Source organism: Anaerobium acetethylicum (assembly GCF_900096945.1).
Taxonomy (GTDB): Bacteria; Bacillota; Clostridia; order Lachnospirales; family Lachnospiraceae; genus Anaerobium; species Anaerobium acetethylicum.
The window spans coordinates 1-15822 of record NZ_FMKA01000051.1 but is presented as its reverse complement, the minus strand read 5'-3'; the positions used below and the strand labels follow the sequence as shown (position 1 = coordinate 15822).

11 protein-coding genes are annotated in these 15822 nt (G+C 43.8%); 10 read left to right on the top strand and 1 reads right to left on the bottom strand.

All coding sequences use genetic code 11. The features are described 5' to 3' along the window. The first annotated feature begins 453 nt into the window (after positions 1–453). The 10 genes from BJR36_RS18675 to BJR36_RS18630 all read left to right on the top strand — a co-directional run bounded on the left by BJR36_RS18675 (position 454) and on the right by BJR36_RS18630 (position 14400). Positions 454–2715, top strand: a complete 2262-nt coding sequence (locus BJR36_RS18675; RefSeq protein WP_169823785.1) for a glycosyl hydrolase family 95 catalytic domain-containing protein — start codon at positions 454–456, stop codon at positions 2713–2715. Between the two features lie 24 nt (positions 2716–2739). Further along, complete coding sequence (locus tag BJR36_RS18670) at positions 2740–4362, top strand: response regulator (protein WP_091236947.1); 1623 nt, start codon at positions 2740–2742, stop codon at positions 4360–4362. Beyond that, positions 4346–6130: a cache domain-containing sensor histidine kinase gene (locus BJR36_RS18665; protein WP_091236946.1), complete on the top strand. Its 1785-nt coding sequence runs from the start codon at positions 4346–4348 to the stop codon at positions 6128–6130. Before BJR36_RS18670 ends, BJR36_RS18665 begins: the two co-directional genes overlap by 17 nt. Before the next feature lie 29 nt (positions 6131–6159). Beyond that, on the top strand, positions 6160–7176 hold the full coding sequence (locus tag BJR36_RS18660; protein ID WP_091236945.1) for a sugar ABC transporter substrate-binding protein: 1017 nt from the start codon (positions 6160–6162) through the stop codon (positions 7174–7176). Between the two features lie 123 nt (positions 7177–7299). Beyond that, positions 7300–8307, top strand: a complete 1008-nt coding sequence (locus tag BJR36_RS18655; protein ID WP_091236944.1) for a substrate-binding domain-containing protein — start codon at positions 7300–7302, stop codon at positions 8305–8307. A gap of 75 nt (positions 8308–8382) precedes the next feature. Next, positions 8383–9885 (top strand): sugar ABC transporter ATP-binding protein, encoded by a 1503-nt coding sequence (locus tag BJR36_RS18650; RefSeq protein WP_091236943.1) that lies wholly within the window; start codon positions 8383–8385, stop codon positions 9883–9885. A gap of 28 nt (positions 9886–9913) precedes the next feature. Then, entirely contained in the window at positions 9914–10903 is a 990-nt protein-coding gene (locus BJR36_RS18645) for an ABC transporter permease (protein ID WP_169823783.1), read from the top strand. Positions 10904–10976: 73 nt separating this feature from the next. Next, the gene (locus tag BJR36_RS18640; protein ID WP_091236941.1) at positions 10977–12023 is read left to right on the top strand and encodes a uroporphyrinogen decarboxylase family protein; all 1047 of its coding nucleotides are present in this window, start codon (positions 10977–10979) and stop codon (positions 12021–12023) included. Between the two features lie 15 nt (positions 12024–12038). Beyond that, positions 12039–12365 carry an L-rhamnose mutarotase gene (locus BJR36_RS18635; RefSeq protein WP_091236940.1) on the top strand — a complete coding sequence of 109 codons (327 nt, stop codon included), beginning with the start codon at positions 12039–12041 and terminating at the stop codon, positions 12363–12365. Between the two features lie 1000 nt (positions 12366–13365). Beyond that, positions 13366–14400, top strand: coding sequence for a uroporphyrinogen decarboxylase family protein (locus tag BJR36_RS18630; protein WP_091236939.1), 1035 nt, complete (start codon positions 13366–13368; stop codon positions 14398–14400). On the opposite strand, the gene BJR36_RS18625 is transcribed toward BJR36_RS18630, so the two are convergent. Beyond that, complete coding sequence (locus BJR36_RS18625; protein ID WP_091236938.1) at positions 14388–15641, bottom strand: AraC family transcriptional regulator; 1254 nt, start codon at positions 15639–15641, stop codon at positions 14388–14390. The genes BJR36_RS18630 and BJR36_RS18625 overlap by 13 nt on opposite strands. Positions 15642–15822: the final 181 nt, after the last annotated feature.

Below are 15822 nucleotides of genomic sequence, written 5' to 3'. Positions count from 1 at the left end.
TTTCTGAAAAGGGGACGTGATGCAAAACATGTTCATTCGCAGCGCGCTCTCGCTTAGATGAAGACGTAGTGGTACGTAAGGCCGCAAAGTACGCGTCCTAAGTACCAACGTCTTCATAAAGCTGCTCATTGAATCATGTTTTGCACCACTGCGTGTTGGCTGGCTTTCTGAAAAGGGGACGTGATGCAAAACATGTTCATTCGCAGCGCGCTCTCGCTTAGATGAAGACGTAGTGGTACGTAAGGCCGCAAAGTACGCGGCCTAAGTACCAACGTCTTCATAAAGCTACTCATTGAATCATGTTTTGCATCACTGCGTGTTGGATGGCGAATGTGCAAATTGACGAAGCGAAGGTTACAAGAGGGCTTTGATATGCTTATCGAAAGAAGAAATAAAAAAAAGAACAGGGACAGCAGTCAGAGGCTAGTCCCTGTTTTTTATAAGGAGGATAAAGTGAAGATTAGATCAGAACAGCAGCCTTGTCGCTGGGGGGAGGGCTTTCCTCTGGGGAACGGGCATATGGGGGCGATGGTTTTGACAAGCCTTCCAAAGGGAAGCATAGAATTGTCGGAAAATACGTTTTATAGCGGCGAAAAGAGCATGCAGAACAACCAGCCGGGGGCGGCGGAAGCCTTTTATGAAATGCGGGAATATGCAAAAAAAGAGGATTATGAAAAGGTCCACATGGCGGCAGAGAAGTTTGTCGGGGTACGGGGCAATTACGGAACGAATCTGCCAGTGGGGCACCTGTCGATAGACTATGGGATTGATCCGGAGGAAGTGTCTCATTATGAGAGAAGCCTTGATATAACAGACGGCACGGCCGTATGTACGTTCCGTACAGGGCGGCAGGCTCTTCGAGAGGAGGTATTCATTTCACATCCGGGTCAAGTCCTTGTGTATCACTTAAACCTGGAGGGTGGCAGCAGGATCAGGATCGCATTCGCGCCCGGCAACAGTTTCGGGAGTGTGAGGTATGAGGGAGGTTCCATGGAATTTGTCTGCCATGCCTATGAGGAGATGCACTGTGATGAATTGTGCGGCGTCATGCTGGCCGGAAGCGGGGTGGTCAGGACAGACGGAGCCTGCAGCGCCGATGAAGACGGGATTTCCATCAGCGGGGCAGAGGATATCTGGCTGTATGTGCATATGAAGACGGACTTCAAGCGGCAGTTCAGAACAGCGGAAGAAGGACGCATGGAACTGAGGGAGGAAGCCAGAAAGCATGCGGCTGCCTGTGCAGATCAGGATGCGGCAGAAATCAGGAGGGCACACCAGAAGGATGTAAGAAGCCTGATGGACAGGGTGAAGCTCCGGCTGACAGGGCAGGATTTCCTTGTGGGAAGAATCCCGTCCCTTTTTCAGTACGGGCGTTACCTGCTGCTGTCAAGCTCCAGGGCAGATTCGCTGCTGCCGGCCCATCTGCAGGGAATCTGGAATGACAACGTAGCCTGCAGGATCGGGTGGACCTGCGACATGCATCTGGATATCAATACGCAGATGAACTACTGGCCGGCGGAACCAGCCAACCTGTCAGAAACAGCAGAGCCGTTGTTTGGCTGGATAAAGGAGGACCTGTCGGAATCAGGGAAAGAAACAGCAGAACGATCCTATGGCCTTGATGGATGGGTCGGCGAGCTGGTATCGAATGCATGGGGATATGCAGCACCATACTGGGCTTCGCCGATTGCGCCCTGTCCTACTGGCGGGGTATGGGTGCTGATGCAGATGTGGGAGCACTATCTTTTTTCAGAGGACGACGGATTCCTGCGCCATAGGGCGTTTCCGCTAATTGAATCTGCCGCGCGCTTCTTCAGCAGGTACGTCTTTGAGGAGGAAGATACCGGATGGCTTACAAGCGGGCCGTCCATTTCGCCGGAAAACAGCTTCCTAAGCGGAGACAAGGCCTTTCAGATCAGCAACGGATGCACCTATGAGATCCTGATGATCCGGGAGCTGTTCAGTGTCTACAGGCAGGCATGCAAAGTCCTGAAACGGGACAACACCCTGTTTTATCAGGAAATATCAGGTCAGCTGAAGCGTCTGCTGCCATACCGGATCACAAAAGAGGGTGAACTTGCGGAATGGAGCCATGATCTGCCGCCTGCGGATGCGCAGCACAGGCATACCAGCCACCTGCTGGGGCTATTTCCGTTTTCCCAGCTGAATCCAGAGGAAACGCCGGAACTGTGCGAGGCTGCAAAGGAGACTTTGAGAAGGAAGCAGATGCCGGCCGAGAACTGGGAAGATACAGGGTGGGCAAGGTCCTTGCTCATCTTATATGCAGCAAGGCTCGGGGACGGAAATGATGCCTATGGCCATATCAGGAGCATGATCGGGAACCTTCTGGAGCCCAATGACCTTGTCTACCATCCGCCGACCAGGGGTGCATTTGCGTTTGACCATGTCTATGAGCTGGACGGGAATACCGGGCTGACTGCTGCCGTTGCCGAAATGCTTCTGCAAAGCCATAAGGGAATAATCCGGCTGCTGCCGGCACTTCCGGATGCGTGGGAAGCAGGAGAGGTGGAAGGGCTTTTCGCCAGGGGAAATATCACAGTCGACATGTCGTGGGAGAAGGGGCGGCTTAAGAACGCCCGGCTTACGGCAAAGAGGGAACAGGACTGCAGTGTGGTTTATGGAAACCAGCACTGGATAGTCCATCTGAAAGCGAATGTTCCGTTTGGTTTATATCCGGATATGGATAATTTATAACTATAAAAAGCAGGTTGGTGGTTTATGTATACGTTACTGATTGTGGATGATGAAGCACTGGTAAGAAATGCAATGTCAAAAATGATAGACTGGGAATCCCTGGGGTTTTCCAGGATACTGCAGGCTGAGGACGGCAGGGATGCGTTACGTATTCTGGAAAGCGAAAAGGTAAATATGGTCATGACGGATATAGCCATGCCATTCATGGACGGGCTGGAACTGACTAAAATCATATATGAGGAATATGCAGACATCTATATTGTGATCCTGACTGGCTACGGCGAGTTTGAGTATGCCCGGAAGGCGATCAAATACGGCGTAAAGAACTATATTTTAAAACCGGTGGGGGCAGCGACCCTTTATGAAGAAATGAAAAAAATCTGCACCCACCTGAATTTTGCAGTGCAGCAGAAAAACTATATTTCAGAAATGAAAAGCCAGCTTTACCGCTCGCTTCCGGAATTACGCGAAAATGTATTATATAGCCTGATCTGCGTTCAGGAATCAGATAAGGAAAAATGTATGAAAAGGGCAAGAGGCCTCGATATCAATTTTCTGGGCGGAAATTTTATAGTAGGCATTGTGGATCCTGATTTTTCGGAAGTGAACAATGACGAGCTGGAATTATTTACGTTTGCCGTGAAGAACATTACCATGGATGTAATCGGGGACAAGCATTATATCTTTGACGATGGAAACAACAGGATTATTGTGCTGTTTCAGTTTGAAGATGAAATGGAAGATATCAGGTCCATTGTATATGCTACCATGCAGGTTATTCAGAAAATCATTTTTTCCATAACCGATATCGAGACTACCTGCTCCCTGGGAGGAATCGCAGACCGGCCGGAGGATCTGTGCAGATCATTTTCCCAGGCAGAAAAAGCGATGGAATGCAAATATTCTCTGGGAAGCAAAGAAGTATATGACATCCAGGATATAGAATACGTGGAAAAGTCATTTTACTATCCGGCTTATGAGATCACTGAACTCATCTATGCAGTGAAATTCCTTTCCAGGGAAGATATCATAAGTATTTTTGAAAAAATCAAGGTGACAATTTTCAGAGACAGGAATATAGCAATTACCAATATTAAGATGATTTACATCGAAATGATGGTTTCAATATTAAAGGAGCTGTCTGAAATAAAACAATTGTCCGATGGAATCTGGCAGCATGGAATGAACCTGTTCCAGGACATTCAGAATATGCAGGCATTTGACCAGGAACTCCAGGTCGTTCTGGACTTTGCAGTGGCGGCATCCAGAGAACTGCAGTCGATTCAGAATAAGAATACAAAAACAATGCTGAATAAAATCCAGGAGTATGTGGAAGAGAATTATGCTGACGAGGAGCTTTCGCTGATGACAGCTGCGGATCATACGGGCGTCAGCACGGGATATCTGTGCGCCTTGTTCAAGAAAGAAGCTGGTACAAATTTTGTGAAATACCTTACAACTGTCAGAATGAATAAGGCGAAGGAACTATTAATCACTACGAATAAGCTGACCTATGAAATCGCATTTGATACAGGCTTTTCAAATCCCCATTATTTCAGCACGACGTTCAAGAAATGCGTGGGCATTACGCCATCTGAGTATCGGGAAAGATATCTGAAGGAGTATATAAATGAAAATCAAGAATAGGACTTTATTGTGGACTTCTGTTGTCATCATCTGCAGCATGATTATTTTCCTGCTTTCGTTTATCTATGTCTATAACAGAATCCTGCTGAATAATAACATAACGTATTCAGAAAAAGTGGTCAAAAATGCAGTGACATATCTGGACAATTATATAGAAGAACTTGATTCCATTGCCATTGGAGCGAACTATAATTATTACCTCCAGAATTATCTGATACAGGAAATAGATCATGAAACCGGATACTCCAGCTTTTCAAATAATAAGAGCGTCCAGGATTATGAAATCAGCTCCAGATTATTTGGAAATGAACTGAATGACCGCATAGATGTTTCTTCGATTATGATTTTTGGCAGAAAAAGGCTGCTGCTATACAAGACGATGTATTCCTACCAGTATGTAGTGGATTCATTTACGGAATACCCGTGGTATCGTGATGCTATAGAAGACCCGGATCAAGTGAAAGTCACAGGACCGCAGAAGCATTCGTTTTTACTTGGAAATACGGATAATACGGTTTCAGTCAGCAGAATGATAAGGAATTACAAAGATGGCTCTTTTTTAGGGGTAATCCTGATTGATGTGAATCTGAACCGCATCAATGAGATCTGCGAGGGGATCTATCATGAATCTGAAGGGAAAATCTGCGTAATCAATGAAGATGGAACCGTCGTCTATGAGCAGGCTTCCGGTACGGAAAAGGATTTGAGCCTGGAGAATAATGAGATTTCAAAAGAACTGCTGGATGCGATACGGTCAGGGAAAAAAGAAAATCTGACTTATTCAGTAGATGGAGAAGCCTATCAGATCGTTTTCAAGAGGATGGAAAAAACAGGGTGGGATGTCATGATGATGACGCCTTTAAGCATGGTACAGAAATCTGCAGTTAATACGGCAAAGCTGATTGTCGGAGTATTTGTCGTAGTTCTGGCAATTATGTTAATGCTGCTTGAAGTTGTCATGACGAATATTGTAAAACCGATTTCCAGCCTGCAGAGGCAGGTGGACACCATTGATAAGGGAAACCTGGAACTGCTTGAGCTTCCGCCAAGAAGCGATGAAATAGGAGATCTGACCACAAGCTTCAATCATATGATTGACAGGGTGAAGAACCTGGAGGATAAAATCATTCAGGAACAGGAGGATAAACGAAAGTTTGAACTGCAGGCTCTACAAGGCCAGATTAATCCTCATTTCCTATATAATACGCTGGATTCGATTATATGGATGGCTGAAATAAAAGACGACAATGTAGTTCCTATGACAGAAGCACTGGCGAAACTGTTCCGTATTTCTTTGAACCAGGGAAAAGAGACTTTGACAATCGAAGAAGAGCTTGAGCATGCCAGAAATTATCTGACCATACAAAGCATGCGATATGTGAACAAGTTTGAGTATTCCATTGAGATACAGGATGAGGTACGGAAAATGAAAACAATCAAGCTGATCGTCCAGCCGATCGTTGAAAACAGCATCTATCACGGCATCAAGGAAAAGAAGGGGAAAGGGAAAATATCCATTCGCGCATATCGTGAAGGAGAGGACATCAAGATCGAAGTTTCGGATGACGGCATCGGGATGAACCGGGAACAGTGCGATGCTCTGCTCAATGGCAAGGTAGAATCTGATAAGAGGCGCGGGTCTGGTATTGGATTTAAAAACGTAAATGAAAGAATCAAGCTATATTTCGGAAAGGCATATTTCATTCGGATTATATCTGAAGTGGACAGAGGGACAACGGTTATGATAACGATTCCAGCATCAGAATAATAATCACGAAGAAAAGAAATCAGAGGGATATGAAGTTGAAGAACAGCAGAGTGCTTTTTTTTAGTCTATTGATTGTGGCTGTCATAATAGGGCTGATCACTTCCATGAGCTCCATTCAGGTCATTGATCAGGAAAATGTTGCGGAGAGTATAAATAAAACTGATGGAAAGCAGGATAATCAGGAACTGATCATAGGTGTATCGCTTGCTTCACCGGAATCGGAATATATGGTGCGGCTTGAGAAATACATACGGGAGGCGGCAGATGAGAGGGATGTGTCGATCGAGCTGCATTATGCCGATTGGAATGCAAAAATACAGCAGGAACAGATGAAGCAGTTTATCGAAGCCGGTGTGGATGCGATCATTCTGTGCCCGATCAATTCAAAGTCCATGCTTGGATCTGTGAAAGCTGCAAAAGAAGCCGGCATACCTGTCATCAACCTGAATATGAAGGTGGATTCGGTATCTACGGAATACATTGATACATATGTCGGGGCCAGCATGTCGGAACAAGGGGCGCTTGCCGCGGAGATTCTGATTGACACGCTGGGAGCGGAAGGCGGAAGAGTGGGCATTATTGAAGGCGCGCCAGGCAGCGACCCGGCGGTATACCGGACAGAAGCTTTTTATGAAAAAATAAAACTATGTCCGCAGATCGAAGTTGTTGGAATCATAAACGGTGGCTGGGACAGGGAAAAGGCATATCTGGCAGCATATGACCTGATCAGAATGAATGAGGATCTGGATGTGATCTACTGTCATGACAGCAATATGGCGATGGGTGCATACAGAGCTGTTGAACAGCTGGGAAAAGAGGAGCAGATCCGCCTCATCGGGATAGGGGAAGATGAGGAATATATCCAGGCTGTAAAGAACCACGAAATATATGGAATCGTCACACAATCAGCCGAGTATGAAGGAAAATACAGTATTTATTGTGCAGTAGATGCAGTAAATGGGGAGCCGGTCAGGCCGTGGTACAAAACTCCAATACAGATTCTCACAATACATAACATAGACGAATTCGAAAAGGGAAAATATTGACCTGATATGAATTTTTTAGACAAAGACATGAATTTTTTGAATTCATGTCTTTCTTCTATTATAGTATGATTTGTTTGTAATCAAGAGGACAAATTAACTATCACTACATATGGGAGGAACAAAATGAAAAAGAAAGTATTTAGTATGATGTTATGTGTTGCAATGACAGTTGCCGGCCTGAGTGGCTGCGGTGAAGCATCTTCAACAGTATCAGAAAAAGAAGCGGATTCCAACAAAGAAGCTGCAGCTGATGAGATCACAGTCGGATCTGTCATTATGAATACTTCTGGTGAATGGTTTGCAGAAGTTATGCAGGGCATGGAGGCAGCAGGAAAAGAATTAGGCGTAAAAGTGAATATTGTCAGCTCAGACAATGAAGTTTCCAAAGAATCCGATAACGTGTCAACCTTCATTGCCCAGGGTACAGATGCCATTGCCATTTGTCCGCTTTCGGCAGATGCTTCTGCTGCGGCAGTAGATGCGGCGAGAGAAGCAGGAATTCCGGTGGTTGCGTGGAACTGCACAGTCAACACAGATACAGACGGTTTTGTAGGCGTATCCAACTATGACCTTGGCAAAATGACAGGCGAATATGTAGCACAGTATGTGAAAGATAATTATCCGGATGGATGCAAGCTTGCAATCCTTGGAAACCACAGCTACGAAGTCGGCGTGGAAAGATGCAATGGATTTAAAGATGTCATTGCTGATGTAGAAGGACTGGAAATAGTTGCAGAACAGGATGCTGAAATGCAGGATGAAGGTATGGATATCACAGAGCAGATTCTTACTGCTAATCCTGATGTGAATATAATCTGGGCATGGAATCAGACTTCATTGCTTGGATGCAGTGCTTATATGCAGAATATCGGAAACAAAGATATTGTAGTCATGGGTACAGACATGAGCATTGAGATTGCAAAGACCATGCTGGGCGACGATGTTACGCTGCAGGCTGTAACGACCCAGATGCCATATGATATCGGATATAATGCGATTGCAAATGCAGTGAAAGCTGTAAAAGGCGAAACATATGAAGAGAAAATGCTGATTGATTTAAAAACATATGTGAAAGATGATGTAGCAGAAATTGAAAAATATGTAGAAGATCATAAATCCTTAGTTGAATAAGGAATGAACTGAGGAGGGATTTCAAGATTTATGAAATCCCTCCTATCATGAAAAGCAGAAAATTGAGGTGATATTATGTCAAAGACAATCTTACGTGCAGAAGGTGTTTCTAAAAGTTTTGGCGGAACACTTGCATTAGACAATGCAGAGCTGGAACTTAGAAGCGGTGAAGTGCATGCACTTGTTGGAGCCAACGGTGCGGGGAAGAGTACATTGATCAAGATTATTACAGGCGCATACTCCAAAGATGAAGGCCATATATATCTGGAAGACAAAGAAATAAATGTAAAATCCACTTTTGAGGCAAGAGAACTTGGCATCAGCGCAGTTTATCAGGAATTCAGCCTGATCAATACACTGTCAGTTGCTGAAAATATTTATCTGGGCAAATTGATCAGTAAAAAACATGGTCCTGTTGAAAAGATACAATGGCAGGAGATTATTGAAAATGCAAAAAAAATACTGGACATGCTGGAAAGCGATATCAGTCCGAATACGATCGTAGGCAGTCTGAGCGTTGCCCAGAAGCAGCTCGTCGAAATCGCAAAAGCACTGTCCAATGATATTAAGGTATTGATTATGGATGAACCTTCGGCTTCGCTGTCGGATAATGATATTGAAAACATGTTTAAACTGATCAAAGGGTTAAAAGAAAAAGGCATTGGCATCGTATATGTGTCACACAGGCTGGAAGAACTGCCGATTATTGCAGACAGGATTTCTGTATACAGAGATGGAAAATATATTAAAACATTGAATATAGATGAAGCTCCAAAAAAAGTGATAATTGAGAACATGGTCGGTCCGGGCATGGTCGAAACAAAGAGGACTCCCTGCAGTACATCTGAAGTATTGATGGAGGTTCAGAACTTCTCTTCAGGCAAGAAGTTCAAAAATATCAGCTTTCAGCTTCATAAAGGGGAAGTGCTGGGAATAGCAGGGCTTGCGGGCGCAGGAAGAACAGAACTGGTAAGAGCCATTTTTGGTGTGGATTCCAAAGATAGCGGTAAGATCTGTATTCACGGCAAGGAAACAGTGATCCGAAATCCTGCGGATGCAAAAAAGGCTGGAATCGGCTTCATTTCTGAAGACCGCAAGGAGGAAGGCCTTATTCTGAATCTGCCGCTTCATACCAATTTAGGAATGACGATACTTGATAAGCTAAAGCGGTTTATTGGCCTGGATCTGGATAAAGAAGTTCAGCTCATGGATGACTATATAAGTTCCCTGAAAATAAAATGCAGGGACAGTGCACAGAAAGCGGGCAATTTATCAGGAGGAAACCAGCAGAAAGTAGTCATAGCCAAATGGCTTGCTACAAAACCGGAAATACTGATTATGGATGAGCCTACCAGAGGCATTGACATAGGATCAAAGAATCAGATCTATGACCTGATCGATGATCTGGCAAAGCAGGGAATCGGCATCATCATGATATCTTCTGAACTTCCGGAAGTATTGCAGGTGTCGGACAGAATCATCGTATTGGCAGCGGGAAAGAAAACAGGAGAAATTGAGAACAAGGAGCTAACCCAGGATATCTTACTGGATTATGCGACAAGAAAACAGGCAGTGTAACAGATTGAAAGACCAGGGAGGAAATATGATGATCAAAGCAGATAATACTGTGGTATTAAAAGGAAAAAATGAAGTGAGCAAATTTAATGTAAAGGATTTTTTGATGAAATACATCATGTACATAGTTCTGGTGCTGATGAGCATTACATTAGCGGTGGCTAATGATAAGTTCTTAACAACAGGTAATATGATGACGATCTTAAAACAGATATCCATACAGTCTATTGTAGCGATTGGCATGACCATGATCATCATAAGTGGAAATATTGATTTGAGTGTTGGGTCAGTTGTTGCTTTCTGTTCCGTTACCGGGGCAATGATGATGACATCAGGAGTGCCCATATGGCTGGCAGTTCTATTGGTGGTTGGTATTGGCGGACTGCTCGGGTTTGTTTCAGGCGGTGTTACGGCGAAGCTGAAACTGCATTCATTCCTGGTTACCCTGGCCCTGATGCAGGCTGTACGTGGACTTGCCCAGACAATTACCGGAGGGTATCCAAAGGCAGGGCTTCCGGAAGTCTTTGGGGCTGTCGCGGCAAAGAGCATTTTTGGTATTCCGATTCTTGTCATATACATGATCATTTTCTATGCTGTTTTTATCTATATCATGAAATATACGGCATTCGGACGTTCGATTTATGCAATCGGAAGCAATGAAGAGTCGGCAAGATTATCAGGTATTAATGTTGAAAAAGTGAAAACAATGGTGTTTGTAATATCCTCCGCATTATGCGGCGTGGCCGGTTTATTATTGACCTCAAAAGTACGTTCCGGAGATCCTACCAGTGCAAATGGCTGGGAAATGGATGCCATTGCTGGTGCCATTATAGGAGGTACCAACATGGCAGGCGGAGAGGGAAAGCTGGGAGGAACAATCATCGGCCTGCTTTTTGTAGGAATACTTGCGAACGGCATGGTACTGTTAGGTGTCAACGCATATATGCAGAGCGTTGTGAAAGGCCTTGTAATCTTCCTGGCAGTTATCATCAACAGCATACAGAAACGTTCCCAGAACTAACAGACAGAGTCATACGGATTGAATGATGAATACCATATAGATTAAATGAATGACATGATATAGGAGGTTTTTTATGAATAGCATTGAACGATTTTATGCAACTGTTGAAAGGCGGCCGGTAGACAGGCCTGCGGCATGGTTAGGGATGCCAGACATTTTTGCACAGCCTGCTCTGTTTGAATGTTACGGTGTTAAAGATATGCATGAATTGAAACTGGCGGTTGGCGATGATTTCTATGCCGTTGAGGTGCCTTATAAATCTGAAACAGCAAGCGCCATTTATGCGGCATTTGACTGGTACATGGACGGAAGCGACGTGGATGCCGAGGAAAGGACCCTGACTGAGCCGGGCTGTTTTGCAGATGCGGAGGAATTGGAAGATCTGGAATTTTTTGAATGGCCCGATCCGGCTAAATACATCGATGTGGAGGAATGCAGAAGAAGGGTGGATAATGCCCCTGAAGACAAAGCGGTATTGGGGATTATGTGGTCCGCCCATTTTCAGGATACGTGCGCTGCGTTCGGTATGGAGACTGCCCTGATGAACATGGTAGCCAACCCGGAAATCTATGAAGCGGTGAATGAGAAGGTTATGGAGTTCTATCTGAAGGCAAATGAAATCTTCTATGAAGCCACCAAGGGAAGGCTGAATGTCGTTCTGATCGGAAATGACATGGGAAGCCAGAGGGGGCTGATGATATCGCCGGAGATGGTACGCAGATTCATCATCCCGGGATGCAGAAGGCTTGTTGAGCAGGCGCACTCCTACGGTCTTAAAGTCATCTATCATTCCTGCGGCTCCATTGCTGATGTTATTCCGGATCTGATCGATGCAGGGGTGGATATCATCCATCCGATCCAGGCCCTGGCAGAAGGAATGGATCCGCAGATCCTCAAAGAGAAATTTGAAGGCAGAGCATCTTTCTGCGGAGGTGTTGATACCCAGGACCTGCTTGTAAATGGCAGCGTGGAAGAAGTGAAGGAAACGGTTCGGAAATTGAGAAGCATATTCCCAAGCGGGCTTATTGTTTCGCCAAGCCATGAGGCAATCCTTCCTGATGTACCGCCTTGCAATATCAAGGCGCTCTTCGACGAAGCTCAAAAAATTTATCCGGTTTAAATTGGAGGCGATTTTATGGTAAAGAGATATGGATCCGTCATTGCGGTAAAACCGGACAAACTGGATGATTACAAATATCATCATGCAAATGCCTGGGAAAAAGTAAATGACATGATCAAAGCGTGCAAGATCCAGAACTATTCGATCTACTACCATGATGGGCTGCTGTTCAGCTATTTTGAATATACGGGCGATGATTACGATGCCGATATGAAAAAAATGGCAGACGATGAAACGACCCGGAAGTGGTGGGATTTAGTAAAACCTTTCCAGACGCCCCTGGATTCAAGAAAAGAAGGGGAATGGTGGGCTGACATGGAAGAGGTATATCATCTTGATTAAGTAACAAGCGGGGAGTATCACATATAAATACAGGAGCGCCTTAAAACTTTTCGAAGTTTTGGGGTGCTTTTTTTGCACAGTTTTCGTAATGAGGACGTGATACAAAACATGTTCATTCGCAGCGCGCTCTCGCTTAGATGAAGACGTAGTGGTACGTAAGGCCGCAAAGTACGCGGCCTAAGTACCAACGTCTTCATAAAGCTGCTCATTGAATCATGTTTTGTATCACTGCGTATCAGATGGCGGTGTGCAAAACATGTTGATTCGCAGGGCTCTCTCGCTTAGATGAAGACGTAGTGGTACGTAAGGCCGCAAAGTATGCGGCCTAAGTACCAACGTCTTCATAAAGCTGCTCATTGAATCATGTTTTGTATCACTGCGTATCAGATGGCGGTGTGCAAAACATGTTGATACGCAGCACGCTCTCGCTTAAATGAAGACGTAGTGGTACGTAAGGCCGCAAAGTACGCGGCCTAAGTACCAACGTCTTCATAAAGCTGCTCATTGAATCATGTTTTGTATCACTGCGTATCAGATGGCGGTGTGCAAAACATGTTGATTCGCAGCGCGCTCTCGCTTAGATGAAGACGTAGTGGTACGTAGGGCCGCAGAACACGCGACCCAAGTACCAACGTCTTAATATCATAGGGAAGTACGGCCTATGATATTAAAACCCTCCGGGGGATGTGCAGTCGGGCTTGTGGTATTTGATTGACTATCGTCAATCAGCCCTCCGCACTGCAAAGTGTTTTCGCCTTCAAGTTTTAGGTTAGTGGAGCTGAAGCGGCTGCGCATCAGCGCGAGAGTTTTGCAAGCGAAACTCTTTGTTTTTCTATGAAAGACTGATTTATATAATATTTTATTAAGAGAGATAAAAAAATTGTTAGTTTTCCAGAAATCCCGATAGTTATAAATTACCATTTCAGTATAATGAAATCAGATTTGAAATATTTCATGAACAGATCAAAACAAATAGTTCAAAAATAATGGAGGGTTTATTATGACATCTATGGAACGAGTGGTTGCGGCGTTACAGCATAAGGAAGCTGACAGAGTGCCAGTATATCCGATTATCAGCGGGGCTTCCCGCCGCCTTATTCATGCATCTTATAAGGAGTGGGCAACAGATGCAGATATTTGTGCAGAGGCTCTGCTAAAGGCAAGAGAGGAATTTGACCTGGATTGTATTGTTACACTGATTGATCTTTCGGTAGAATGTGATGCCTGGGGACAGGAACTTCATTATCCGGAAAATGAGGCGGCACATCCAAATTATGATAAATGTGTAATCCAGGATATTGAAGATTATGCAACAATCAGGAAAGTAGATTACAGAGCATCCAAACGTATGATGATGCATATTGAGGTATGTAAGAAATTAGTTGAAGCATCAAAGGGAGAATTTCCAGTGGTTGCTTTTGTATTTGGCCCTTTGGGTGTTCTTTCCATGTTGAGAAATCAGCAGGACCTGTATATGGACATCTACGATGAGCCGGAGGTCGTACATGCTGCCGCAAGAGAAATCAATGAAACGTTAAAAGACTATTGTAATGCTTTAATGGACACAGGAGTAAACGGCATCATGCTTGATACATTATTTGCATCAGGTTCCATCATGAGCAAGAAAATGTGGGATGACATGGAGGGGGATCTGTGCGAGGAACTTGCTAAAGTTATTGCGGACAGAGGCGGGCTTGTTATGATACATAACTGTGGAGAAAGAATATATTTTGATGTTCAGATTAAGAGAATGAAACCAGCCGCAATTTCATTCTTATATCCGCCTGATGACTGTGCTGATTTTGCAGAATGCAAAGAAAAATATGGAGACATAGTAACTCTGATCGGTTGTGTTACACCGGCAAGTGCTGCAATAGGAACGGATGAGAACTGGGATAAAGAATGCAGGGACAGTATAGATGCAATGGCAAAAGGCGGCGGATTCATGTTAGCAACCGGGTGCGAATATCCTGCGAATGCATCCTTTGACCGTGCAAGGCGAATGGTAGAAATAGCAAAAACCTATTTCCTGTAATTTTTTGGTGTCATACCTGTATACTTGCGAAAAACATTGGCAAAATAGCTATGATTTGCAAATCCTGTCGCAATGGCAATTTCTATAATCGAATAATTCGTATTTTCCAGCAGATTCTTGCTTTCTTCAATACGGATGCCCGTCAGATATTCTTTAAAAGAAGTACCGGTTGAATTTTTAAATAAAGTCGAAAAGTAAGAGGGATTCAAATGAACGGTGTCTGCAATTTCTTCCAATGTGATATTTTCGGAATAATGTTTTGCCATGTATGCAATCGATTTTTGTACTATTTTTTTATTCTGGTGAGGCACCTGATAAAACATGCTTTCAATAAAATAGTCAATGGACTGCTGCAGGCAGTAACATAGCTTATCCATTGATTCTAAAGAATGGACATCTTCCATGAAGCGGTTGTTTATTTTAAATACCAGCTCTGCCTTTGCCCCGCCCTCAATGGAAGCGCGGGATAATAATGAGATTAATTCCAAAGAACGTGATTTCGTATATTCAATGGAACTGCCTTTGGAAAAAAGGACATTGCCCAATAAGTCATTTAGTAAGGCTTTCGAAAGTTCGGTGTCCTTATTTCTAATTGCATTTACTAATTTTTTCTCTGTTTCATAAGGGTAAGAACTCGCCTCTGACAAACCATAGGACTTGAATATCTGAATGGATTCATTTATCTTTGCCTGCTGATGCATCTTGTTTTTCTTTGTTTCATAGTCCTTCCTGGAGTCCTCCACAAGACTTTCAGTAAAATAAAAAACTAATTTTGATATCTCCGTCACTTTGGACGGAAGCAGATAAGGAACTTCAGCTGCGTAATCCGCCAGTTCAAATAATCTGTCAACAGGGAGTTTTACGTGTTTAGAAACTTCCGTCATAAAAATGGAATCAGGAGTATTCATAAGGAAAGGACCAATTCGTAACGAGCCTAAGATGGTCTCTTTTATGATCAAAGGTATGATAATATTATACATTCCTGCAGGACAGGAAAATATATATGGTTCCCCCATGGAAAATGCAATTAAGCAGGCTTTGTTGTAAATTTCCTTACACTGAAAGGAGACATTCTCTTCCTGCTCAAGTACGTTACAGAATTGTGGAGGTTCCCCAGCGGTTTTAAGAACGATTCCATCTTCAGAAAGTATCTGCATTGGAAGTTCAAAACAGGTATGCAGGGATTTTATGATATCAAACAACTTATCTTTTGAAACAGCTTTATATAAATGAGGTTCCATGATGATCTCCTTATCGTAAATGATATTGATATTATAATGAAAATATATTTGGTTTTCTGAAATTTTCAATATATTTATAAGAAAAATGGCTCAATCACAAATTTTGTGGGATAAAGGATTTCTGACATAAGTCTTCCTGCTGATATCAAACAGTTTAAGGAAGAAGTATTCATCATCACGA